The sequence below is a fragment of the Kineococcus rubinsiae genome (genome assembly GCF_011839805.1).
Lineage (GTDB): Bacteria > Actinomycetota > Actinomycetes > Actinomycetales > Kineococcaceae > Kineococcus > Kineococcus rubinsiae.
The window spans coordinates 47,771-71,457 of record NZ_VWPY01000015.1; the positions used below are offsets into that span (position 1 = coordinate 47,771).

At 75.9% G+C, this 23,687-nt stretch carries 22 protein-coding genes and 1 pseudogene; 17 read left to right on the top strand and 6 right to left on the bottom strand.

What is annotated here, in order from left to right; genetic code table 11:
• Window positions 1-34: 34 nt before the first annotated feature.
• Window positions 35-2,002, bottom strand: coding sequence for a S9 family peptidase (locus F1544_RS25815; RefSeq protein ID WP_167584842.1), 1,968 nt, complete (start codon window positions 2,000-2,002; stop codon window positions 35-37).
• A 33-nt stretch (window positions 2,003-2,035) separates the two neighbouring features.
• The gene (locus F1544_RS10110; RefSeq protein ID WP_167584845.1) at window positions 2,036-2,749 is read right to left on the bottom strand and encodes a VIT1/CCC1 transporter family protein; all 714 of its coding nucleotides are present in this window, start codon (window positions 2,747-2,749) and stop codon (window positions 2,036-2,038) included.
• 91 nt (window positions 2,750-2,840) lie between these two features.
• Between F1544_RS10110 and F1544_RS10115 the strand changes: the two genes are divergently transcribed.
• The 7 genes from F1544_RS10115 to F1544_RS10145 all read left to right on the top strand — a co-directional run bounded on the left by F1544_RS10115 (window position 2,841) and on the right by F1544_RS10145 (window position 10,439).
• Window positions 2,841-3,023, top strand: coding sequence for a hypothetical protein (locus F1544_RS10115; protein ID WP_167584848.1), 183 nt, complete (start codon window positions 2,841-2,843; stop codon window positions 3,021-3,023).
• 164 nt (window positions 3,024-3,187) lie between these two features.
• Complete coding sequence (locus tag F1544_RS10120; RefSeq protein WP_167584851.1) at window positions 3,188-3,829, top strand: thioredoxin-like domain-containing protein; 642 nt, start codon at window positions 3,188-3,190, stop codon at window positions 3,827-3,829.
• 5 nt (window positions 3,830-3,834) lie between these two features.
• Window positions 3,835-4,470, top strand: coding sequence for a DUF305 domain-containing protein (locus tag F1544_RS10125; protein WP_208971626.1), 636 nt, complete (start codon window positions 3,835-3,837; stop codon window positions 4,468-4,470).
• Window positions 4,471-4,483: 13 nt separating this feature from the next.
• Window positions 4,484-4,894 (top strand): (deoxy)nucleoside triphosphate pyrophosphohydrolase, encoded by a 411-nt coding sequence (locus F1544_RS10130; protein ID WP_167584854.1) that lies wholly within the window; start codon window positions 4,484-4,486, stop codon window positions 4,892-4,894.
• 184 nt (window positions 4,895-5,078) lie between these two features.
• Window positions 5,079-6,971: a translational GTPase TypA gene (gene typA / locus F1544_RS10135; protein WP_167584857.1), complete on the top strand. Its 1,893-nt coding sequence runs from the start codon at window positions 5,079-5,081 to the stop codon at window positions 6,969-6,971.
• Between the two features lie 142 nt (window positions 6,972-7,113).
• Entirely contained in the window at window positions 7,114-8,199 is a 1,086-nt protein-coding gene (gene mshB / locus F1544_RS10140) for an N-acetyl-1-D-myo-inositol-2-amino-2-deoxy-alpha-D-glucopyranoside deacetylase (RefSeq protein WP_208971627.1), read from the top strand.
• A gap of 218 nt (window positions 8,200-8,417) precedes the next feature.
• Window positions 8,418-10,439, top strand: coding sequence for an AAA family ATPase (locus F1544_RS10145; RefSeq protein ID WP_308469989.1), 2,022 nt, complete (start codon window positions 8,418-8,420; stop codon window positions 10,437-10,439).
• Between the two features lie 3 nt (window positions 10,440-10,442).
• Here the strand turns inward: F1544_RS10145 and F1544_RS10150 are convergent, their stop codons facing one another.
• Window positions 10,443-12,647 carry an alpha-galactosidase gene (locus tag F1544_RS10150; RefSeq protein ID WP_208971628.1) on the bottom strand — a complete coding sequence of 735 codons (2,205 nt, stop codon included), beginning with the start codon at window positions 12,645-12,647 and terminating at the stop codon, window positions 10,443-10,445.
• Between the two features lie 86 nt (window positions 12,648-12,733).
• Window positions 12,734-13,807: a GNAT family N-acetyltransferase gene (locus F1544_RS25820; RefSeq protein ID WP_167584860.1), complete on the bottom strand. Its 1,074-nt coding sequence runs from the start codon at window positions 13,805-13,807 to the stop codon at window positions 12,734-12,736.
• Between the two features lie 176 nt (window positions 13,808-13,983).
• Between F1544_RS25820 and fdxA the strand changes: the two genes are divergently transcribed.
• From fdxA to F1544_RS10165, 3 genes are all read left to right on the top strand, one after another.
• Window positions 13,984-14,310, top strand: coding sequence for a ferredoxin (gene fdxA, locus F1544_RS23465; protein ID WP_308469990.1), 327 nt, complete (start codon window positions 13,984-13,986; stop codon window positions 14,308-14,310).
• 68 nt (window positions 14,311-14,378) lie between these two features.
• Window positions 14,379-15,515: a succinyldiaminopimelate transaminase gene (dapC, locus tag F1544_RS10160; RefSeq protein ID WP_244308311.1), complete on the top strand. Its 1,137-nt coding sequence runs from the start codon at window positions 14,379-14,381 to the stop codon at window positions 15,513-15,515.
• A gap of 95 nt (window positions 15,516-15,610) precedes the next feature.
• Window positions 15,611-16,897, top strand: coding sequence for a citrate synthase (locus tag F1544_RS10165; RefSeq protein ID WP_167584866.1), 1,287 nt, complete (start codon window positions 15,611-15,613; stop codon window positions 16,895-16,897).
• 21 nt (window positions 16,898-16,918) lie between these two features.
• On the opposite strand, the gene F1544_RS10170 is transcribed toward F1544_RS10165, so the two are convergent.
• The gene (locus tag F1544_RS10170; RefSeq protein WP_244308291.1) at window positions 16,919-17,824 is read right to left on the bottom strand and encodes a hypothetical protein; all 906 of its coding nucleotides are present in this window, start codon (window positions 17,822-17,824) and stop codon (window positions 16,919-16,921) included.
• Between the two features lie 36 nt (window positions 17,825-17,860).
• Complete coding sequence (gene dapD / locus F1544_RS10175) at window positions 17,861-18,919, bottom strand: 2,3,4,5-tetrahydropyridine-2,6-dicarboxylate N-succinyltransferase (protein ID WP_167584868.1); 1,059 nt, start codon at window positions 18,917-18,919, stop codon at window positions 17,861-17,863.
• A gap of 104 nt (window positions 18,920-19,023) precedes the next feature.
• Here dapD and dapE point away from each other — a divergent pair, with 104 nt between their 5' ends.
• The 7 genes and pseudogenes from dapE to F1544_RS10210 all read left to right on the top strand — a co-directional run.
• Window positions 19,024-20,193 (top strand): succinyl-diaminopimelate desuccinylase, encoded by a 1,170-nt coding sequence (dapE, locus tag F1544_RS10180; RefSeq protein WP_167584870.1) that lies wholly within the window; start codon window positions 19,024-19,026, stop codon window positions 20,191-20,193.
• Window positions 20,190-20,855, top strand: a complete 666-nt coding sequence (locus F1544_RS10185) for an LOG family protein (RefSeq protein WP_167584873.1) — start codon at window positions 20,190-20,192, stop codon at window positions 20,853-20,855. The genes dapE and F1544_RS10185 overlap by 4 nt, the downstream gene beginning before the upstream one ends.
• Entirely contained in the window at window positions 20,852-21,133 is a 282-nt protein-coding gene (locus F1544_RS26285) for a DivIVA domain-containing protein (protein ID WP_167584875.1), read from the top strand. The genes F1544_RS10185 and F1544_RS26285 overlap by 4 nt, the downstream gene beginning before the upstream one ends.
• Window positions 21,126-21,704, top strand: coding sequence for an SRPBCC family protein (locus F1544_RS10195; RefSeq protein WP_167584877.1), 579 nt, complete (start codon window positions 21,126-21,128; stop codon window positions 21,702-21,704). The genes F1544_RS26285 and F1544_RS10195 overlap by 8 nt, the downstream gene beginning before the upstream one ends.
• Window positions 21,705-21,769: 65 nt before the next feature.
• Window positions 21,770-23,029, top strand: coding sequence for a mannosyltransferase family protein (locus F1544_RS10200; protein ID WP_167584879.1), 1,260 nt, complete (start codon window positions 21,770-21,772; stop codon window positions 23,027-23,029).
• A 147-nt stretch (window positions 23,030-23,176) separates the two neighbouring features.
• Entirely contained in the window at window positions 23,177-23,344 is a 168-nt protein-coding gene (locus F1544_RS10205; protein WP_167584881.1) for a DUF3117 domain-containing protein, read from the top strand.
• A gap of 88 nt (window positions 23,345-23,432) precedes the next feature.
• Window positions 23,433-23,687: pseudogene (locus F1544_RS10210) on the top strand (hypothetical protein); the annotation flags it as partial.

The window sequence follows — 23,687 nt, forward strand, 5'->3', positions numbered from 1 at the left end:
CCTCTCCGCGTCGGCCGCCCGCCGGCGGGTCGCCTCAGCCGACGGGCAGGTGGCGCGCCCACCACTCCAGGACGGCGTCGAAGCGCTGCCGGCGGTGCCGGGGGCGGCCCGAGCGCGTGAGCTCGTGGTCCTCGCCCGGGAACACCAGCAGCTCGGCAGGCACGCCCGCGCGGCGCAGCGTGAGGAAGTAGCGCTGGGCCTGCGACAGCGGGCAGCGCAGGTCCTGCTCGGAGTGGATCACGAGCGTCGGCGTGCGCGTGAGGTGCGCGACCGACTGCGGGCTGCGGGCGCGCTGCTGCGCCGGGTCCTCGCCCACGTACTGCTCGGAGAACCAGGACCCGATGTCGGAGGTCCCGACGAAGAGCTCCGCGTCGAGGTAGCCGCGCTCGACGATCGCGGCCGCGAAGCGGTGGTCGTGCGCGGTCGTCCACGCCGTGAGGTACCCGCCGTAGGACCCGCCCATGATCCCCACCCGGGCCGGGTCGAGGCCGTGCTCGCGCACGGCGCCGTCGAGCAGGTCGAGCACGTCGCTCGCGTCGACCGTGCCCATCGCGCCGGCGATCGACCGGCTGAACGCCTGGCCGTAGCCCGCCGAGCCGCGCGGGTTGCCCATCACCACGGCGTAGCCGGCGGCGGCGAGGACCTGCGCCTCGTCGAAGAGCGAGCCGGTGTACTGCGCGTACGGCCCGCCGTGGATCAGCAGGACGGTGGGCGGCGGCGGGGCGCCCGGGGACGCGTCGGGCAGCAGGACCCACCCGTGCACGGGCCGGCCGTCGCGGGCGGCCACCACGACCTCGTGCGGGGTGACGACGCCCGCGGCGCGCAGGGGCGCCGACAGGTCCGTCAGCCGGCGCAGCCCGCCGGCCTCCACGACCGCGACGTCACCGGCGGTGCCGGGGTCGCGCAGCGCGACGACGAGCGTGCCTCCCGCCGCGGCGGCGCCGGTCACCTCCACCGGCCCCGACGTCAGCCGGGTGAGCGCGCCGGCCGCGTCGACGCGCAGCAGGGCGGCCGTGCCGCGGGTGCGGTCCTGGACGAGGACGGCGTCAGGCACCGCCCCTGCGGGCTCCCCCTCATCGAGGGTGCTCTCGCCGAGGTCCACGGTCTCCAGGTCGGTGAGCAGGTGCGGGCGCCCGTCGCGCAGGACGTACAGGCCCGTGCTGCGGCCCGCGGTGTCCAGGCCGCGCGCGTCCAGCGGCTGCGCCAGCAGGAACACCGTGCCGGACGCCGTGACGAGGACGTCGGCGACCTCGAGGTCGCTGCCCGGGCCGACGAGCTCCTCCACGCCCGCGCCCGCCCCGTCGCGGGGCAGCCGCAGGAGGTGGGCGCCGACGCGGAGGTCGTCGTCGCGTCCGTCGTGCAGCGCGGCGACGACCGTGACGCCCGTCCCGTCCGGCGTGGCCCGCGGGTGGGCGTGGTCGGTGTCGGCGGTGGTCAGCTGGACCGCCGCGGGCACGCCGGGCACGGGCTCCGCCGCGGGGTCGGGGACGTCGACGACGAAGACGTGCAGGCGCTGGTCGGCGGTGTAGCCGAGGCCGTTGGCGAGGTAGCGCTGCGTCGTGATGCGGCGCGGGGGCTCCGCCGCGGGCTCGACGTCGGGGTCGGTGCCGTAGCGGCCGGGCTCGGCGACGCGGGCCGCGAAGACCAGGCGGCGGCCGTCGGGGAACCACGAGAAGCTCGCCACGCCCAGGTGCTGGTCGGTGACCGCCACCGGCTCACCGCCCGCGGCAGGGACGACGTGGACCTGGGCGCGGCCGCCGGGGGTGCTGCGCAGGAACGCGATCGCCGTGCCGTCGGGGGAGTGGCGGGGCGCGTCGTCGCGCGGTCCCCGGGTCAGCGGGGTCGCGGCGGCCGAGCCGTCGGTGGGCACCTGCCAGAGCCGGCTGGCGTAGGCGTCGGCCGCGACGTCGGGCCGGGTGACCGCGACGACGGCGCGCGCACCGTCCGGGCCGAGGCTCGGCGCCGAGACGGTGCGCAGGAGGTCCAGGTGGTCGGGTCGCACGGGAGCCCCTCCTCGGGGTGGTCGTGACCTGGGTCAGAGAGCCGTGCCGACGAGGTGGCCGATGCCGTACGTGACGGCCATCGCGAGCATCCCGCCGCCGACGTTGCGCAGGACGGCCGGGCGGGTCGGGGCGCCGCCCAGGCGCGCGCTCACGAAGCCCGTGAGGACCAGGGCCACGACGACGGCCGCGACGCACACCGCCACCCGCAGGCCCGCGGGCGGCAGCAGGACCGCGGCCAGCGGCAGGAGGGCGCCGAGGGTGAACGCGGCCGTCGAGGCGGCCGCGGCCTGCCACGGGTCCGCCGACTCCTCCGGGTCGAAGCCCAGCTCCGCCTCGGCGTGCGCGGCCAGGGCGTCGTGCGCGGTCAGCTCCTCGGCGACCTGCTGCGCCAGCGCGGGGGACAGACCCTTGCGCTCGTAGATCTCCGCCAGCTCGGCGAGCTCCTGCTCGGGCAGCTCGGCGAGCTCCCAGCGCTCCTTCGCGAGCAGCGCCTGCTGGGTGTCGCGCTGGGTGCTGACGGAGACGTACTCGCCCGTCCCCATCGACAGCGCGCCCGCCACGAGCGCCGCGACACCCGAGGCCAGGACCGCGGTGGAGTGGTCGGTGGCGGCCACGACGCCCAGCACCACGCCCGCCACGGACACGATCCCGTCGTTGGCGCCGAGCACCCCGGCGCGCAGCCGGTTCAGGCGCGCGTCGACGTCGGAGACGTGCAGGGCCGGCTCTTCGGGATGGGTCGAGACCACGCGGGAACCCTACGGCGGGGCCCCCGGCCGGGCGCGGACAGGTGCACCGAGTCCCCTCCCGTGACGGGCCGTGCAGGCGTAGGGTCGTTCCATGGAGCTCGTCGTCGAGGCTGTCGTGCTGGCGATCGTCGTCGCGGTCGTCGTCGTCATGGTGCGTCTGAGCCCGCGCCGGCGCATGCAGCGCACGGCCGAGGGCCTCACCCACGAGCGCGTGCGGCACCCGCACGGCGCCTCCGCCCCGAGTGCGGGGATGCACCACCACCACCGGCGCTGACCGCGCAGCGAGCCGCTGCGCCACCCCTCCGCCGTCGCCGTCCGGGTGCGTGGCGCACCTCACCCCGCCGGGTCGTGAACCCCGGAGCGTGCTCGGTCGTTGCAGACTGAGAGCCGAGCGTCCCGGTCCGGGGCGCGGGTGAGCAGCCGCACGAGAGGGAGTCGATGGCCGACACGCAGGACGAGCGCACCGCGAGCGCCGGGGGCACCCGGGCGGAGCGGGCCGCGCGCGTCGCCGCGATGCAGCGGGCCGAGAAGAAGCGGGCGAGCCGCCGCAGGGCCCTGCTCATCGCCGTGCCGACCGTCGTCGTCCTGGGCGTCGCCGGCGGGGTCACGGCCGTGCTGGCCAACCAGCCGGGACCGCCGTCGCTCGCTGCGGTGAAGACCTTCAGCTACCCCGCCTCGCAGCACACGACCGAGAAGCAGACGTACACCGAGAACCCGCCGGTCGGCGGCCCGCACAACCCCCAGTGGCTGAACTGCGGCGTCTACGACGCGCCCGTGCCCAACGAGAACGCGGTGCACTCGATGGAGCACGGCGCCGTCTGGATCACGTACGCGCCCGACCTGCCCGCCGACGCCGTCGACACGCTGAAGGAGGACGTCAGCGGGGACGCGTACACGGTCCTCTCGCCGTACCAGGGGCTGCCGTCGCCGATCGTGCTGTCCGCGTGGAACAACCAGCTGCAGGTCACCGACGCCGAGGACCCGCGCATCGACGCGTTCCTGGCCAAGTTCGTCCAGGGGGCGCAGACCCCCGAGCCCGGCGCCCTGTGCTCCAACGGCACGGGGACCCCGACGGGCTGACGTCCGTGACCGCCCGCCGCGTCCTGCTGGCGCTCGTCGCGCTGCTGCTCGTCCTCGTCGGCGGCATCCTCGCCGGCCGCTCCCTGCCCACCGCCCCCGGCGACCAGTCCGTCGACGTCGGGTTCGCCCGCGACATGTCCACCCACCACGCGCAGGCGGTGTCGATGGCCTTCGAGGCGATCGAGACCGCCCCCACCCCCGAGGTGCGCCAGCTCGCCGTCGACATCGTCGGCACGCAGCAGAACCAGGTGGGGCGCCTGCAGGAGCTGCTCGTGGTGTGGGGCCGGCCGCTCGCGACCAGCACGCCCGCGATGACGTGGATGAGCGGGACCGACGCCCACAGCCGCCACCTCGCCACCCAGGCCGCGACCGGCTCCGACCTCATGCCGGGGATGGCCACGGCCGCCGAGCTGGCGCGCCTGCAGTCGGAGACCGGGGCGACGTTCGAGGTGGACTTCCTGCAGCTGATGCTGCGCCACCACCAGGGCGGCATCGAGATGGCGCAGGTCGGCGCGGACCGGGCGACGACCCCCGAGGTGCGCGACCTCGCGACCGCGGTCGTGGCGAGCCAGGAGGGCGAGGTCACCGTCCTGACGGACCTGCTGAGCGCCCGCGGCGCCCGGCCGCTGCCCGCGCCGTGACGGGGGAGCGGCCGTGAGGCTCGTGGTCGGCGCGGCCATCGTCGACGACCTCACGCGCCCGGGGCGGCTGCTCGCCGCGCGGCGCAGCGCCCCGCCGGCGCTCGCGGGCCGCTGGGAGCTGCCCGGCGGCAAGGTCGAACCGGGCGAGACGCCCGTCGCGGCGCTGCACCGCGAGCTCGCGGAGGAGCTCGGCGTCCTCGTCGAGCTCGGCGCGGAGGTCGCCGCCCCCGCGGCGCAGGGCTGGCCCCTGGGGGGCGACCTCGTCATGCGCGTGTGGTGGGCCCGGCTGCTGTGCGGCACCCCCGCACCGCTGCAGGACCACGACGAGCTGCGCTGGCTGCCGGCCGGGGCGTGGGCGTCGGTCGACTGGCTGCCGGGCGACGTGCCCCTGGTCGCCGCGATGGCCGCCGCCTCCGCCCCGTGACCCCGTGCTGCAGGTGAACGAGCAGGTACCAACAGCGTGATCACGGTGGGCTGGGAGGTGTCGTCGCAGGTCAGGGGCCTGCGACCCGCGCGAGCGGTGAGGGGTGGGCGGCCCGAGAGGTAGACTGGGGTGAACCTCTTCCGTGACCCCTGTCAACACCCCCTCCTGTGGAGCGAGCCCCCCCATGCCCTTGAGCACCCGTGACGACCTGCGCAACGTCGCGATCGTGGCCCACGTCGACCACGGCAAGACCACCCTCGTCGACGCGATGCTCTGGCAGTCCGGCGCCTTCCGCGCCAACGCCGACGTCGCCGACCGCGTCATGGACTCCGGTGACCTCGAGCGCGAGAAGGGCATCACGATCCTCGCGAAGAACACCTCGGTCCGCTACAGCGGCCCGGGTGCGCCCGAGGGCGGCATGACGATCAACATCATCGACACCCCCGGCCACGCCGACTTCGGCGGCGAGGTCGAGCGCGGGCTGTCCATGGTCGACGGCGTCGTCCTGCTCGTCGACGCCTCCGAGGGCCCGCTGCCGCAGACCCGCTTCGTGCTCCGCAAGGCGCTCGCGGCCGGGATGCCCGTCGTGATCCTCGTGAACAAGGTCGACCGCCCCGACGCGCGCATCTCCGCCGTCGTGGAGGAGACCATCGACCTGCTGCTCGACCTGGGCGGGGACATCGAGGGCATCGACGTCGAGCAGCTGCTCGGCGTCCCCGTCGTCTACGCCTCGGCGAAGAACGGCCGCGCCTCGCTGAACCAGCCCGAGGACGGTGGCCTGCCGGACCACGAGGACCTCGTCCCGCTGTTCCAGACGATCATCGACACGATCCCGGCGCCGACCTACGACCCCGAGACCCCGCTGCAGGCGCACGTCACCAACCTCGACGCCTCGCCGTTCCTGGGCCGCCTCGCGCTGCTGCGCATCTTCTCCGGCGAGCTCATCAAGGGACAGCAGGTCGCGTGGTGCAAGCACGACGGCACCATCGAGCGCGTCAAGGTCACCGAGCTCCTCGTCACCGAGGCCGTCACCCGCGTGCCCGGGGAGAAGGCGGGCCCCGGCGACATCGTCGCCGTCGCCGGCATCCCGGAGATCACCATCGGCGAGACCCTGGCCGACCCGGATGACCCGCACCCGCTGCCCCTCATCACGGTCGACGAGCCCGCGATCTCGATGACCATCGGCATCAACACCTCGCCGATGGCCGGCCGCGTCAAGGGCGCCAAGGTCACCGCGCGCCTGGTCAAGGACCGCCTCGACAAGGAGCTCGTCGGCAACGTCTCGATCCGCGTCCTGCCGACCGAGCGCCCCGACGCGTGGGAGGTCCAGGGCCGCGGTGAGCTGGCGCTGGCCATCCTCGTCGAGCAGATGCGCCGCGAGGGCTACGAGCTGACCGTCGGCAAGCCGCAGGTCGTCACCCGCAAGGACGAGCACGGCAAGACGCTCGAGCCCTTCGAGAACCTGACGATCGACTCCCCCGAGGAGTACCTGGGCGCGATCACCCAGCTGCTGGCCGCCCGCAAGGGCCGCATGGAGACGATGACCAACCACGGCACCGGCTGGGTGCGCATGGAGTTCTACGTCCCCTCCCGCGGCCTCATCGGGTTCCGCACCGAGTTCCTCACCGACACCCGCGGCACCGGCATCGCGCACGCGCTGTTCGCGAAGTACGACCACTGGGCGGGCGACATCCGCACGCGCCAGTCGGGTTCGCTCGTCGCCGACCGCGCCGGTGCGGCCACCGCGTTCGCGATGACGAACCTGCAGGAGCGCGGGCAGATGTTCATCGAGCCCACGTCCGAGGTGTACGAGGGCATGATCGTCGGCGAGAACTCCCGCGCCGACGACATGGACGTGAACATCACCAAGGAGAAGAAGCTCTCCAACATGCGCTCGTCGACCTCCGACGAGTTCGAGCGCCTCGTGCCCCCGCGGCACCTGTCGCTGGAGCAGTCGCTCGAGTTCTGCCGCGAGGACGAGTGCGTCGAGGTGACCCCGGAGGCCGTGCGCATCCGCAAGGTCGAGCTCGACGCGTCGTCGCGCGCGAAGAACTCCGCGAAGGCCCGCCGCGGCTGATCCGCACGGCTGACGACCACGTCGGCCGCGACCGCTCGACGGACCCCCGGTGCCCCGCACCGGGGGTTCGTCGCGTCCCGGGCCCCTCCGGCGGGGGGTCCCTCGGCGCCGCCCGCCCGGGGCCGGCGTGCAGGATGAGCCCATGACGACTCTCCCTGGACCGTCCGAGGACCCCGGCCCGGCGCTGGCGCCGGGCGACACCGCCGGCGCGGGCACCGCGTCGCACGACGCCCTCGAGGCCGCCGCCGACCTCGTCGACGACGTCGCGGGGGAGCTGGACCCGGCCGGGCTGGAGTCGATGGAGCGCCTCGACCAGCCGCGCCGGCTGCTGTTCGTGCACGCCCACCCCGACGACGAGACCATCGGCACGGGCGGCACCATGGCCCGCTACGCGCAGGCCGGCGCCGCGGTGACCCTGCTGACCGCGACGCGCGGGGAGCTGGGCGACATCGTCCCCGCCGAGCTCGCGCACCTGGGCCCCGACGAGCTCGCCGAGCACCGCACGGGCGAGCTGGCCACGGCCATGGAGGCCCTCGGCGTCGAGGACCACCGCTTCCTCGTCCGCCGCGACGGCACGGGCTACCGCGACTCCGGGATGGTGTGGCTGCGCCCCGGTCAGGCCGCCGTGGGCGAGGACGTCGACCCCCGCTCGCTGGCCGCGGCCGACCCGGAGGAGGTCGCCCAGCGCATCGCCGACGTCGTGCGCGAGGTGCGCCCGCAGGTCGTCGTCACCTACGAGCCGGGCGGCGGCTACGGCCACCCCGACCACGTCCGCGTCCACGAGGCCACGGTGCGCGCCCTCGTCCTGGCGGCGGGGGAGGACCGCGAGCAGCCCGACGTCGTGCCGTGGTCGGTCGCGAAGGTCTACTGGAGCGTGCAGCCGGAGTCCCTGGCCCGGGCGGGGGTGCGGGCGCTCGCTGAGGCCGGTGCCGAGGGCGCGGCGGACCCCGACGGGCCCCTGCCCAGCGCGGTCGTGCCCGACGCCGAGGTCACCACGGTCGTCGACGCCTCGGGGCAGACGGCCGCGAAGCTCGCCGCGCTGCGTGCGCACGCCACCCAGCTCACCCTGGACCTCGACGCCCCCGTGCCGGCGATGCGCCTGAGCAACGGGGTCCCGCAGGCCCTGCAGCCGCTGGAGCACTTCCACCTCGCCCACGGCGTCCCCGGCGGGCCCTTCGACGCCGACGGCCGCGAGACGGACCTCTTCGCGGGCATCGCCCTGTCCTGAACACCCTCCCCCCGTGATCACCCAGGGAATCCCTGCATGATCACGGAGGGGTGGGGCGTCGGGCGGGCCGCCACGGGGCGCAGGTCGTTGCGCCGCCCGGGTGAACCCCTCACCCGTTCCGGTCACGGACGGTCGATGAGGGGCGCACCCTGCGCGCATCCGGGGTTGGGTGGGGCCACGGCCCGGCTCCCCGCCCGGTCGCGACGAGAGGAGCGGCCGTGGCCCCGCAGGTCAGCACCCCCGAGGCGGCCGCGACCGTGCACCCGGCCGGCGGGACGGCCCCGCGACGCCGCCGCGACGCCGCCGACGTCGGCCGGACCCGGGAGCGCAACCGCCTCCGCCGCACGAGCGTGCTGCTGCTCGTCGTGCTCGCGGTGCTGCTGGTCGTCGACGTGCGGCTGGCCACGGGCGGCTCGCTGCTGCCGGCCCTGCCGAGCATCGACCCGATCTACCTCATGTCGGGGCTGTTCTTCGCCGTCCTGATCGTGGTGCTGCTGGGCCAGACCGTCGTCGCGGGCCGCTCCCCGCACGTCCTGTACCGGCCCGAGCAGATCGACGTGGGCCTCGACGACGTGGTCGGCCTCGCGGCCGTGAAGGAGGACGTCGAGCGCAGCCTCGACCTGTTCCTCGCGGCCCGCAGCTTCCGCCGGGACATGGGCGGGCGCCCGCGGCGCGGGCTGCTGTTCGAGGGGTCCCCGGGCACCGGCAAGACGCACATGGCCAAGGCCATGGCGCGCGAGGCGGGGGTCCCGTTCCTCTTCGTCTCCGCGACCTCGTTCCAGTCGATGTGGTACGGCGCGACGGCCCGCAAGCTGCGCTCCTACTTCAAGGCCCTGCGCCGCGCCGCGCGCGCCGAGGGCGGCGCGATCGGGTTCATCGAGGAGATCGACGCGATCGCCGGCGCCCGCGGCGGGATGAACGCCGCGGTGGCCTCCGCCGCGTCGGCCGCCGGGTTCTCCCTGTCGTCGTGCGGCGGGCTCACGGGCCTCGTCGCCTCGGCGGCCTCGCCGGCGCTGCGCGTGGACCGGGTCGCCAGCAGCGAGGGCGCCAGCGGCGTCGTCAACGAGCTCCTCGTGCAGATGCAGTCCTTCGACGAGCCCACGGGCTGGCAGTCGCTGCAGGGCAAGGTGTTCGACGCCGTCAACCGGTTCCTGCCCGAGCACCGCCAGCTGCAGCGCGCCGTGGCCGAACCCGTCGAGGTTCTGCTGATCGCCGCGACGAACCGCGCGGACGCCCTCGACCCGGCGCTCCTGCGGCCCGGCCGCTTCGACCGCCGGCTGACGTTCGGCCTGCCCGACAAGGCCGGCCGCCGCGACCTCGTCGACCACTTCCTGGCCCGCAAGGCCCACGACGCCGCCCTGGACGCCGACGAGCGCCGCGACGCGCTGGCCGCGATCACCACGGGGTACAGCCCGGTGATGATCGAGAGCCTGCTCGACGAGGCTCTCGTCAACGCCGTGCGCCGCGACGCCGACGGCATGTCCTGGGCCGACGTCGAGCACGCCCGCCTCGTCACCGAGGTCGGCCTGGGCCAGCCCGTGGCCTACACGCCCCACGAGCAGGAGCTCATCGCCACCCACGAGGCGGGGCACGCCGTCGTCGCGTGGCTCGTCGCGCCGCAGCGGCGTCTCGAGGTGCTCACCATCGTCAAGCGCGCCGACGCCCTCGGCCTGCTCGCCCACGGCGACGCCGAGGACGTCTACACGCGCTCCCGCACCGAGCTCGCCGGGCTGATCCGCATCGCGTTCGGCGGGCAGGTCGCCGAGGAGCTGTTCTTCGGCGACGTCTCGACGGGCCCCTCGGGGGACCTGCTGACCGCCACGCAGACGGCCGCGCAGATGGTCGGCGCGGCCGGGATGGCGGGGACGCTGATCTCCTTCGCGGCCGTGCAGAACGGGGCCTTCGCCGACGGCAACCTCGTCTCCCGCGTCCTCGGCGACGGCGAGGGCCGGCGCATGGTCGAGGAGCTCCTGGCCGAGCAGAAGGCCGCCGTGGTCGAGCTCTTGGGCCGCAACACCCACCTCGTCGCCGCCCTGCGCGACGCCCTGGTCAGGCGCCACGAGCTCATCGGCTCCGAGATCACCGACGTGCTCGAGGCGGCCCGCGCCGCCCACGGCGCCACGTGGACGCAGGACGAGCTGCCCTCGCTCGACGAGCCGCTGGTCATCGACCTGCGCGGGCCCGGCCTGCACGGCGGGCAGCACCAGGACGACGCGGCGCTGCCCGACCGCCGGGCCTGAGGCTCAGGCGGGCGTCAGGCGCACGCAGCGGGCCGTGTAGCCGTCCGCCGCGCCCGTCACGCCCAGCTCGCCCGCGGCGGCGTCCCAGGACCACGACCAGGCGCGCAGCCCGGCCGGGAAGACCGGGGACACCTCGAGGTCGCGGCCGCGCAGGGCGGGCAGCCGCAGCCGCGCGGACCCGCCCGCGGGGCCGCGGTGCCAGACGCTGAGCAGCGTGGACCCGCTGCCCTGCAGCCCGAGGGCCGTCCACTCCTCGTCCCAGCCGGGCAGCCCCAGCGGCCACACCGGCACCGCCGTGACGAGGTCGCCGCGCAGCGCGCGGTGCGCCGCGATCGCCTCGGCCACCAGGGCGCGCTGCGCGTCGTCCATGCGCGGCAGGTGACCCGAGACGTAGATGCGGCCGAGCAAGCCCGTCACGAGCGTCGCCGCGACCTCCTCCGCGCCCATCCCGGGCTGGGGGTAGGCCCAGTTCGCGGCCTGCTCGGGCAGCACCGACAGCGGTGCGGCGGCCGCGACCGGCGCGTAGCGGGGCGGGTCCTGCTGGTCGGAGGTCGACTGCAGCTGCAGCACCTGCAGCAGGGCCTGGTCGGCGCGCATGCCGCCCGAGCCGCAGTTCTCCAGCACCAGGGTCGGGTGCCGGTCCAGGACGCCGCGCAGCCAGTCCAGGTGGGCGCGGTGGTGGCGCAGCATGCCCGCGCCGGGGCTCAGGCCGTCGCGGTCCGTCCCGGCGCCGGGGTTGACGTTGTAGTCGAGCTTGAAGAACCCGACGCCGAAGTCCGCGACGAGCCGGTCCACGACGGCGTCGAGGTGGGCGCGCGCCGCGGGGTGGGCGAGGTCGAGGTGGTGGCGGCCGTGCTCGGTGAGCACCCGGCCGTGGCGCTGCCAGAACGCCTCCGGCGGCAGGGTCGCGGCGAGCGGGCTGCGCACGCCGACGACCTCGGGCTCCAGCCACAGGCCCACGGCCATCCCGCGCGCGGCGATGTGGTCGGTGACCTCGCGCAGGCCGCCGGGGAAGCGGACCGTGGAGGGCTCCCACGCGCCGACGGTGTCCCACCAGTCGCCCGTGTCGTCGTACCAGCCGGCGTCGATGCAGAAGACCTCCGCGCCCGCCTCCGCCGCCGCGTCGACCAGCGGGAGCAGCTTCTCCGTCGTCGGGTCGCCCATCAGCGTGTTCATGTAGTCGTTGAAGACGACGGGCAGGGCGGTGTCGTCGGGGTGCGGGCGGCGGACCGCCCGCCGGTGCCGGGTCAGGGCCGCGACGGCGGCGTCGGGGTCCGCCCCGACCGCCAGGGTCGCGGGCACCGACGTCCAGCTCGCCCCGGGCGCGAGCAGTTCGACCCAGGCGTGGTCGTCGTCGGTCGGCCCGGACAGCGCGAGGTAGGTCCCGGCGGCGTCGTCGCCGACCTCCCAGCGCCACCCCGCGCTGCTGGCCACCTCCCACACCCACGTGGTCCCGTCGCCCGCGGTGAGCGCGCCCAGCGGCTGCGGGCCGCCCGTGGACCACGTCCCCTGCGAGCGCTCGACGAGGGCCTGCCGGCCCTCCCCGCCGTGCGCGGACAGCGTGAGGTCGGCGAGGCCCGCGGCGCGCAGCGGCTCCCGGCGCCACCGGCCCTCGCCGACCCAGTCGGAGCGGCCGTGCAGCAGCTCGAGGTCGCCGGCCGCGGCGCCCGTCCCGCCGCTGGTGGGCTGCACGCGGCTCGCCCAGCTGGTCACGGCCTGCAGCACGGCGACGTCGTCGCCCTCGTTGGTCACCGTGGTGACGCAGGTGAGGGCGGAGACGCCCTCGGCCGACGTGAGTGCGACGCGGACGGCCAGCCCGGACACCCGGTCGCGCAGGTCCAGGTGGAGGCGGTGGTGCCCGCGCTCGTCGGTGTCCCGCTCGTGGCCGACCAGGCGCAGCCGGGCGCCCACGGCCGTGCGCACGAGCCGCATCGAGGCGCGTGCGCGCCCGTAACCCGCGGCGATGAGCTCGACCAGCGGCACCGCGTCCTGCCCCCAGCCGTCGTCGGTGCTCGAGTCCTCCTCGTCGTGCGGACCCGCGTCGTCCGGGGCGGCGGCGTCCTCGGGGCAGGGGGCCGGGCTCACGCGGGTCACCGCGAGCGGTCCGTGCGCGGGCTGCGCGAGCTCCACGGTCAGGGCCCCGTGGCCCCACACGAGGCGCAGCGCGCGGTCGTCCTCGGTGTGCTCGGCGGTGCGGCTCAGCGGCACGGGATCTCCTGGGGGTGGGTCGGGGTTCAGGGGGCGCGGTGGGGCACGGCGGGGGCGCGGCGAGGCGCCGGTCTCGCCGCCGGAGCTCAGGGGGTGACGCGGTAGTGGTAGCCGTGGTGGACGGTGAACCCCGCGCCCTCGTAGAGCGCCCGGGCCCCGGCGTTGGCCTCGGCGACCTGCAGGTAGGTGGACGTGGCGCCCGCGGCCCGGGCCCAGTCGGCGACCTCGCCGAGCACCCGGCGGCCCAGGCCGCGGCGGCGGTGCGAGGGGGCGACCTCGACCGCCGTCAGCCCCGCCCAGCCGGGGGAGAGGGACCCGCGGGCGATCGCGACCGTGCGGCCCGCGTCGCGCACCCGGACGAACACCTGCGCGTCCGCGGAGACGAGCACCGTCCTGCCCACGGCGGGCACCGGGCCCCGGCCGCGGTAGTGGTAGGCCGCGAGCCAGTCCTCGTCGGGGGCGTCCGCGGCGTCCACGGTCCAGTCGCCCGCCGGGAGGGGCATCTCCCGGGCGCCGGGCAGGTCGTCGGTCGCGGCCGTCATGACGACGGTGGGGGTCTCGACCGCCCACCCGCGGGCGGTGAGCTCGTCGGCCAGGGGCGTGCCCTCGCCCAGCGTCCCCGCCGGGTGGACGAGGGCGAAGCGGGGTGGCAGCGACCGGTGGGCGTACCAGGCGCCGACCCGGGCGACGGCGTCGTCGAGGCCGGTGCCCGCCGCGCCGACCGCGAGGCAGGAGTTGGCGCGGCCCGTGAAGCCCCCGGCCGCGCGCAGCCACCAGTCGCCGAGGCGCTCGCGCTCCACCGGGCGCCAGTGCTCGGCCATCAGCCGCTGCAGGTCGTCCACGCCGACCGCGACGTGCGGGGCGCCCCGGCGCCGCGGCGGCGGGGGCACGGCCTTGGCCGCCAGGACGTCGGCGCGGCGCACCGCGACGGGCCCGCGCCGGGTGGCCACGACGAGCTCCGCCGGCTCGACGACGAGCAGCTCGCCCAGCGCGTCGCTCGCCGAGCCGTCGGGCAGGCGGTGCCGCACGACCACGCGGGCGCCCACGACGAGCTCCTCCTCGCGCAGCGCGAGCCGCACGCCGGACCCGTCGGCGGGGGCGTCGCTGGAGTCGGCACGAGGGGCGTCGCGGGGGTCGGGCGGGCCTGCCGTCTCGGGCACGGGGCCCTCCTGCCTGTCGTCGCTGCGGGAGTCCGCGATACTAGGCGGGTGCGCCCGGGGGCCCGGGTGCAGCACCGTCGAGGAACCACCGGCCCGCGCCCGTCGTCGCGCACCCGACCCACCACGCGGTCACCGCACGGCACCGGGACGTCCGGAGCCGGAGGAGGAGGACACCTGTGACCTACGTCATCGCCCAGCCCTGCGTGGACGTCAAGGACAAGGCCTGCATCGAGGAGTGTCCCGTCGACTGCATCTACGAGGGCAACCGCTCCCTGTACATCCACCCGGACGAGTGCGTCGACTGCGGCGCCTGCGAGCCGGTGTGCCCCGTGGAGGCCATCTACTACGAGGACGACGTCCCCGAGCAGTGGTCCGTCTTCACGGCGGCCAACGTCGAGTTCTTCGACACCGTCGGCTCGCCCGGCGGCGCCGCGAAGCTCGGGGTCATCGACCTCGACCACCCCGCGGTCACCTCGCTGCCCCCGCAGGGCGAAGGGTCCTGAGCGTGGACACCGCGGGAGCCGCCGCCCCGACCGTCACCGGCCCCGGGCGGCGCTCCCGCGGTGCGGACCTGCCCGACTTCCCCTGGGACTCCCTCGCGGCCGCCAAGGCGCGGGCTGCGGCGCACCCCGGCGGGATCGTCGACCTGTCCGTCGGCACGCCCGTGGACCCGACGCCGCAGGTCGTCGCCGACGCCCTGCGCGGGGCCGCCAACGCCCCCGGCTACCCGCAGACGCACGGGACCCCGGCGCTGCGCGAGACCGTGAGCGCCTGGTTCGCCCGCCGCCGCGGCGTGCCCGGCCTGGACCCGGACGGCGTGCTGCCGACGATCGGCTCCAAGGAGCTCGTCGCGTGGCTGCCGCTGCTGCTGGGCCTCGGGGCCGGCGACGTCGTGGCCCACCCCGGCGTCGCCTACCCGACCTACGACGTCGGCGCCCGCCTGGGCGGCGCCCGCCCCGTGGTCGCCGACGGCGTCGCGGGGCTCGCGGCCGCCGAGGAGCAGGCGCTGGAGACGGGCGGGCGCGTCGGGCTCGTCTGGCTGAACTCGCCGTCGAACCCGACGGGTGCGGTGCTCGAGGTCGAGGAGCTCGCCGCCGTCGTCGCCTGGGCGCGCGAGCGGGGCATCGTCGTCGCGAGCGACGAGTGCTACGCCGAGCTCGGCTGGGACGAGCGCCACGACGCCTCCCGCGGCGGCCTGGTGCCCTCGCTGCTGGACCCCCGCGTCTGCGGCGGTGACCACACGGGCCTGCTGTGCGTGTACTCGACGTCCAAGCAGTCGAACCTGGCCGGCTACCGCGCCGCCTTCGTCGCCGGGGACGTCGCCCTCGTCGCCGAGCTGCTGGCCGTGCGCAAGCACGCCGGGATGATCGTGCCGTGGCCCGTGCAGGTGGCCCTGGCCGCGGCGCTCGCCGACGACGCCCACGTCGACGCCCAGCGCGAGCGCTACCGGGCCCGCCGTGACGTCGTGCGCACGGCGCTGGAGGCCGCGGGCTTCCGCGTGGACGCCTCCGGGGCCGGGCTGTACCTGTGGAGCACCCTGAGCCGGGACAGCCGCGCGACGGTCGACCTGCTGGCCGAGCGGGGCATCCTGGCGGCGCCGGGGGACTTCTACGGCCCCGCGGGCGCGCAGCACGTCCGGATCGCCCTCACGGCGACCGACGAGCGCATCGCGCAGGTGCCGGAGCGGCTCGCCGACCTCCGGGCCTGAGGGCCGCGGCGGCCCCGGCCCCCGCACGGGGGGTGACGGGGTCGTCGCAGGACCTCGCGTTGGGGACGCGTGCGGGGGACGGGTACGGTCGCCGCATGGTGGACTCCGTGACGCTCAAGCACGCTGGTGGCGAGCTCGACCTCCCCGTGACCCCCGCGACCGAGGGCAACGCCGGGTTCGGGATCGGCAGCCTGATGAAGGAGACCGGGCTCGTCACGCTCGACTCGGGATTCACGAACACCGCGTCCTGCACGTCGGCGGTCACCTACATCGACGGCGACGCGGGCATCCTGCGCTACCGCGGCTACCCCATCGAGCAGCTCGCGGAGAAGTCGTCCTTCGTCGAGACGTCCTACCTGCTCATCTACGGCGAGCTGCCGACGGAGACCCAGCTCTCGGCGTTCACCGAGCGGATCCAGCGCCACACGCTGCTGCACGAGGACCTCAAGCGGTTCTTCGACGGCTTCCCGCGCGACGCGCACCCCATGCCGGTCCTGTCCAGCGCCGTGAGCGCGCTGTCGACGTTCTACCCGAACAGCCTCAACCCGTTCGACGCCGAGCAGGTCGAGCTGTCCACGATCCGCCTCCTGGCCAAGCTGCCGACGATCGCGGCGTACGCGCACCGCAAGTCCCTCGGGCAGCCGCTGCTGTACCCCGACAACCGCCTCGGCCTCGTCGAGAACTTCACGCGGCTCGCCTTCGGCAACCCCGCCGAGGACTACGAGCTCGACCCGACGCTGGTCAAGGCGCTGGACCAGCTGTTCATCCTGCACGCCGACCACGAGCAGAACTGCTCCACCTCGACCGTGCGGCTCGTCGGGTCCGGGCAGGCGAACCTGTTCGCGTCGGTGTCGGCCGGGATCCACGCGCTGTCCGGGCCGCTGCACGGCGGCGCGAACTCCGCGGTCCTCGACATGCTCGAGATGATCAAGAACTCCGACGACGACGTCGACACGTTCATGACCAAGGTCAAGAACAAGGAGAAGGGTGTGCGCCTGATGGGCTTCGGCCACCGGGTGTACAAGAACTACGACCCGCGCGCGGCCATCGTGAAGAAGACCGCGGACGAGGTCCTCTCCCTGCTGGGCAAGCGCGACGAGATGCTCGACATCGCCATGCGCCTGGAGGAGATCGCGCTCTCCGACGACTACTTCATCGAGCGCAAGCTGTACCCGAACGTGGACTTCTACACGGGCATCATCTACAAGGCGATGGGTTTCCCGACGAAGATGTTCACGGTCCTGTTCGCCCTCGGCCGGCTGCCCGGCTGGATCGCGCAGTGGCGCGAGATGATCAACGACCCGGCCACCAAGATCGGCCGTCCGCGCCAGGTGTACGTGGGCGAGGCCGAGCGCGGCTACACGGAGCTCGGCGGCCGCTGAGCCGGCCCCGCCGGGCGGGCGTCACTCCGCGACGCGGACCTGCACGCCGCCCGGCGGCACCCCCGTGGCCGTCGTGCGCCACGCCCCGCCCGACGTCCGCGTCCACCGGGACCCGTCGACGCTGACCTCGGTGATGCCGTAGCGCTCCGCCGACGCCACCGCCCAGCCGGCGACCGCCCAGGCGGTGCGCACGGCGTCGTCGCCCTCACCGAGCGCGTACTCCAGGCCGTGCCCCGTGGTGCCCGGCACGACGGCCGGCGCCACCGGGGTGACCTGCACGCCGAGGGCGTCGCGGACGGCGGCCGCCCGCGGCACCGGGGTCTCGTCGTCGCCGGCCTCCCCGGGCTCCGCCGAGGCCGGGTGCAGCCGGCACGTGAAGCCGCCCGGCGTGTAGCCGGTCAGGGCCGAGGCCACGAGCCGGCCCTCCTGCTCGTGGTCGCCGTAGGCCAGGGGGAAGCCGCTGCGCTGCACGGCCTGCGCGGCCTCCGTGACGGGCAGGTCGCGGTAGCCGTCCACCTTCACGAGCCCGTCGTAGAACTTGTTCGTCGCGTAGACGGGGTCCCGCACCTGCTCCGGGCTGCCCCAGCCCTGCGAGGGCCGCTGCTGGAACAGGCCCAGGGAGTCGCGGTCGCCGTGGTCGAGGTTGCGCAGCCCCGACTCCTGCACGACCGTCGCGATCGCGATCGTCGCGGCCCGCGCGGGCAGCCCCCGGCGCACGGCGATCCCCACGACCGTCGCGGCGTTCGCGGCCTGCTCCGGCGACATCGACGTGGACTCCCCGGCGCCGCTCGCGGTGCAGCGCTCGACGACGACGGGCGCGTCCTCGTCGCGCGAGAGCCACACGCCCCCCGCGACGACGACCACGAGCACCGACGCCAGCACGACGACGCGGCGGCGCCGCGCCGCGGCGACGCGGCGCGTCACCACGCGCGGGCCCGGCGGCCGGAGGTCGCCGCGGGCGGGTCAGTTCGCGTGCAGCGCAGGGTTCAGCTCCACCGTCGTGCCCTTGCGCGGCAGCGCCTCCACGGTCCCCGAGACGGAGTTGCGGCGGAACAGCAGCCCCGCGGACCCGGACAGCAGGCGCGCGGACACCGTGCGGTCCACGCTGCCGTCCGCGGCGAGCAGCGTGACCTTCGTGCCGGCCGTGATGTACGTCCCGGCCTCCACGACGCAGTCGTCGCCGAGGGAGATGCCCGTGCCGGAGTTCGCCCCCAGCAGGCAGCGCTCGCCGATGCGGACGACCTCCTTGCCGCCCCCGGAGAGCGTCCCCATGATCGAGGCGCCCCCGCCGACGTCGCTGCCGTCGCCGACCACGACCCCCGCGGAGACCCGCCCCTCGACCATCGAGGTGCCCAGGGTGCCCGCGTTGTAGTTCACGAAGCCCTCGTGCATGACGGTCGTGCCCGGCGCCAGGTGCGCCCCCAGGCGCACGCGGTCGGCGTCGGCGATGCGCACGCCCGTCGGCGTCACGTAGTCGGTCATCCGCGGGAACTTGTCGATGCCGAGGACCGTCACCGGCCCGACGTTGGCGCGCAGCGCGAGCCGCGTGCGCTCGAAGTCGGTCACGGCGCAGGGCCCGTGGTTCGTCCACACGACGTTGGCCAGCACCCCGAAGATCCCCGTGAGGTCGACCTCGTGCGGCCGCACGAGGCGGTGGGAGAGCAGGTGCAGGCGCAGGTAGGCGTCGGCGGTGTCGGCGGGCGGGGCGTCGAGGTCGACCTCGGTCGTCATCACCCGCTGGCGCACGCGGCGGTGCGGGTCGGAGTCCTCCAGCGACGCCAGCTCGGCGGGCACGCCGTAGGAGCCGGTGCCGGGGAAGGCCCCGAGGGCGGGGAAGGGGTACCAGACGTCCAGCACGGTGCCGTCCTCGGCGGACGTCGCCAGGCCGTGGCCCCAGGCGAGGCGACGACCGGCGGTGGCTCCGGCGGCAGAGGCTCCGGCGGCAGGGGCTCCGGCGGCGGTGGCTCCGGCGGCGGTGGCGCCCGACGGACCGGGGACGGGAGAGGACGGCTGCGTGCTCACGCGCCCAGACCCTACGGGGTGCGGGGCCCCGCGCCGGGGAGCGGGCGGGCGGGTCGGGGCGGTGCGCGGGCCCGCCCCAGACGGGCCTCGTTAGGCTGGCGCGCGTGAGCACCCCGCAGACCACCACGACGACGGGGTCGCCCCTCGACCTCGCCGACCCGGGCCTCGACGCGGTCGAGCTGACCCGCCGCGTCTGCGACACGGCCTCGGTGAGCGGGGAGGAGACCGCGCTGGCCGACGCCGTCGAGGCGGCGCTGCGCGGCACCGGCCTGGACGTGCTCCGCGACGGCGACGCGGTCGTGGCCCGCACCCGCCTCGGCCGCGCCGAGCGGGTCCTGCTGGCCGGTCACCTCGACACCGTCCCGCTGACCGACCCGCCGAACCTCCCCGTGCGCCGCGAGCAGCACCCCGTCGACGGCGACGTCCTCGTCGGGCGCGGCACGTGCGACATGAAGGGCGGCCTGGCGGTCCAGCTCGTCCTGGCCCGCGAGGTCGCGGCCGCGGGCGACGCCCTGACGCGCGACGTCACCTTCGTCTTCTACGACCACGAGGAGGTCGAGGCCGCCCGCAACGGCCTCGGCCGCCTCGCGCGCAACGCCCCCGACGCGCTGGCCGCGGACTTCGCCATCCTGCTCGAGCCGTCCTCCGCGATCGTCGAGGGCGGCTGCAACGGCACGCTGCGCGCCGAGGTCACCACGACCGGCCAGGCCGCGCACTCGGCCCGCCCGTGGCGCGGCGCCAACGCGATCCACGCCGCCGCGCCGGTCCTCGCCCGCCTCGCCGCGCACACGCCCGCGGAGGTCGAGGTCGAGGGCCTCGTGTTCCGCGAGGCCCTCAACGCGGTCGGCATCCAGGGCGGCATCGCGGGCAACGTCATCCCCGACCGCTGCGTCGTCGTGGTCAACCACCGCTTCGCCCCGAAGTGGTCCGCAGCCGAGGCCGAGGCCCACGTGCGCGAGGTCTTCGACGGCTTCGACGTCCGGGTCACCGACGTCGCCGAGGGCGCGCTGCCCGGCCTGGACCGCCCCGCCGCGGCCGACTTCGTGCGCCGCACGGGGGCGACCCCGCTGCCCAAGTACGGCTGGACCGACGTCGCGCGCTTCTCCGCGCTGGGCGTGCCGGCCGTGAACTACGGGCCGGGCGACAACGCGACCGCGCACGCCGACGACGAGCGCTGCCGGGTCGAGGAGATCGAGACCTGCGTGCGGGTCCTGCGAGGCTGGCTGCTGGAACCCGCGGCCGGCGCCGCGGGGACGACGGGGGGGACCGAGTGAGCACCATCTGCCTGTACGGCAGCGCGAGCGGGGGCATCGACCCGGCCCACGTCGAGCTGGCGGCCCGCGTGGGCCGCATCATCGGCGAGCGCGGCCACGACTTCGTCTACGGCGGCGGCGGCACCTCCGTCATGGGGGCGGCCGAGGCCGCGGCCCGGGCGGCGGGGGCGCGGACCACGGGCGTGATCCCGCGGGCGCTGCTCGAGCTGGAGCTGCCGCCCGAGGGCATCTCCGAGCTGCTCGTCACCGACGAGATGCGCGAGCGCAAGGCCCTCATGGACGAGCGCGCCGACGCCTTCGTCGTGCTCCCCGGCGGCCTCGGCACCCTCGAGGAGCTCTTCGAGATCTGGGTGGCCCGCACGATCGGCCTGCACACCAAGCCGCTGGCGGTGCTCGACTCCCTCGGGCACTACCGCGGGCTGCGGACGTGGCTCGAGGGGCTCGTGGACACGGGCTTCGCCCGGTCGCTGATCTTCGACACCATCCACTGGACCGACGACCCCGAGGACGCCATCGACTTCCTCGAGTCGGCGCCGCGCGAGCGCGTCACGCTGCCGTCGTCGGAGATCGTGGGCACCTTCGTGGACTTCCCGCCCAAGGGCGAGGTCCCGGCCGACCCGCGCGACGCGCGGCGGCCCACCGACGACGGGGCCGGGGCGTGACCCTCTTCCTGCTCGTCGTCGTCCTCGTGGCGATCGGGCTGGTCGCGGCCGTCGCGAGCGGGCGCATCAGCGGCGGCCTGGGCCCCGCGACGAGCACCCGGCCCTACGTGGGCCTGCCCGAGGGCCCCGTGGCGGCCGCGGACGTCGACGCCGTCCGCTTCTCCCTGGGCCTGCGCGGCTACCGGATGGACGAGGTCGACGCCGTGCTGGAGAAGCTGCGCGAGGAGCTGCGCGAGCGCGACGAGGAACTCACCGCCTGGCGCACCGCCGGTGACTGACCTCGTGGCCGGGCCCATCGCCGCGGACCTCCCCGGCGGGGTCGACCCCACCCCGCCGGCCGCCGAGCGCCGCCGCACGGTCGTCGCCTTCACGGCGCGCAGCCTCGTCGACGCCGACGCCGCCGCGGTCTTCGCCGTCCTCACCGACTGGCCCCGCCAGACCGACTGGGTCCCCGCCACCGTCGTCGAGCGGCTGCCCGGCCCCGTCGCCGCGCCCGGCGAGCGGTTCGTCGGCCGCTCGGGCGCCGGGCCGCTCGCCTTCGACGACCCCATGACCGTCGTGCGCCGCCGCGAGCCCGCGGGCGGCCGCCCCGGCGTCGTCGACATCGTCAAGACCGGCACGCTGCTCGGTGGCACCGTGAGCATCGGCGTGCGCGACGTCGGTGGCGGGCGCACCCAGGTCGAGTGGACCGAGCGGATCCGCGTGCGCCCCGCGTGGCTCTCGCACCTCGCCGCCGTGGCGGGCCCGGTGCCGGGCTGGCTGGGGACCGCGGCCTTCACGGCCGTGCTGCGCACGATGGTCCGCGACACCTTCCGCGCGGACGCGGCGCCCGGGGCCCGCGGGCAGTGACGGGCCGCTCGTGACGGCCCGGCCGTGAGGGGCGGCTCGGGGGGGCCGGCTGTGAGGGGCGAGCGGTGACCGCCGCGCCGACGGTGCCGGCCCGGCGCCCGCCCGCGGCCTGGCGCACCCGGCTCGCGCTGCGCTGGCTGCGCTCGCCCGCGGCCGTCCGCGTCCTCGTCGTCTACGTCCTCGCGCGCTGCTTCTCCGCGGTCGTCCTGGCCGAGGTGGCCCGGTTCCAGGAGCCGAGCATCTGGACCTCCGACGACCCCGGGTACCACGACATGCTCGCCCTCTGGGACGGCAGCTGGTACCGCGAGATCGCCGAGACTGGCTACCCCGCGAGCGTCCCGCTGGGCTCCGACGGGGACCCGCGGCAGTCGGCGCTGGCGTTCTACCCGCTCTTCCCGCTGCTGTGCCGCGTGCTCATGGCGCTCACGGGGCTCTCGTTCCCCACCACGGGCGCGGCCGTGTCCCTGGTCTGCGGGGCGGGCGCCGCGGTGCTCGTGCACGCCCTGGTGCGGCGGGCCGTGGCGGCGCAGGGCGCCCGCCCGGTCGTCGCCGCGCGCGCGGCCTGGAGCGCGGCCGTGCTCTTCTGCTGCTCCCCGGTCTCACCCGTGCTGCAGGTCGCCTACACCGAGGCGCTCGCCGTCCTGCTGCTCGCGGTCGTGCTGCTCCTGCTGCTGCGCGAGCGCTACCTCCCGGCCGCGCTGACGGCCCTGCTGCTGGGCCTCTCGCGGCCCGTGGCCGTCCCGCTGACGGCGGTCGTCGTCGTGCACCTCGCCCTGCGGGCCCGCGCGGGCTGGGTCGCCGGCCGCCGCCGCCCGGGCCGGGGAACGGCGGCCCGGGCGCTGGCACTGCTCGCGGCCTCCGGCGTCGCGGGGCTGCTCTGGCCCGTCACGACCTGGTGGCTCACGGGTCGCACCGACGCCTACACGGCCACGATGGGCGCCTGGCGCGTCGGCGGTCAGGTCGTCTGGCTGAAGCCCTGGTGGTCGGTGGCGCAGTACGTGCTCGGGGAGAGGGCCGGGCCGCTCGTGCTCGTGGCCGCCGTCGTCGCCTCCGCGGCCTGGCTGCTCTCGCGGCGCACCGCCGTGCTGGGCCCGCAGCTGCGCGCCTGGTGCGTGGCCTACCCGGCCTACCTCCTGCTCGTCCTTGACCCCTTCACGAGCCTCTTCCGCTACCTGATCCTGCTCTTCCCGCTCGGCGGGCTCGTCGCGCTGCGGCCCCGCAGCCGCAGCACCCTGCGCGTCGTCGTGATCGCTTCCCTTGCGCTGCAGGTCGTCTGGGTCGCGTGGCTCTGGCGCTTCTCCCCGCCCGCCGACTGGCCACCGTGAGGCCGGACACCGCCGCGCGGGGGGTCGGGGTGCCCGGCGGCGCGAGCGGCACCCCCGGATGGGGATAATGGTGGTCCACACGCCGATCGCGGCTTCCAGCCGCGAGCCCGAGCGCGCGCACGAGACGACGAGAGAGGACGCACGCCGATGGCGGCCATGAAGCCGAGGACCGGAGACGGTCCGCTGGAGGTCACCAAGGAAGGGCGCGGCATCGTCCTGCGCATGCCGCTGGAGGGCGGTGGTCGTCTCGTCGTCGAGATGACCCCGGACGAGGCCAAAGCCCTGGGAGACGCCATCACCTCGGTCGTCGGCTGAGGGGACACCGCGGGGCGGGCACCACACGGTGCCCGCCCCGCGGTCCGTCCGAGCGAGACCCGAGGACCCCGAGCAGGCAGGACGCCCCGTGACCACCACCTCCGCCGCCCCCGCGCTGCGCCGCTGGAGCGCGCCGCGCGTGCTGCTCGTCGCGGGACCGCTGACCGCCCTGGACGCCGACGACCTCGACGGCTACGAGGTCCTGGGCGTGCCTGTGGCTCCCGCGCCCGGGACGCCTGCCGCGCCCGCGCCGGCCGTCGAGCCCACCACGACCGACGAGCCCGCGGCCGCCGACCCCGCCGCGGCCGAGCCCGCCGCGGCCGAGCCCGCCGCGGTCGAGCCC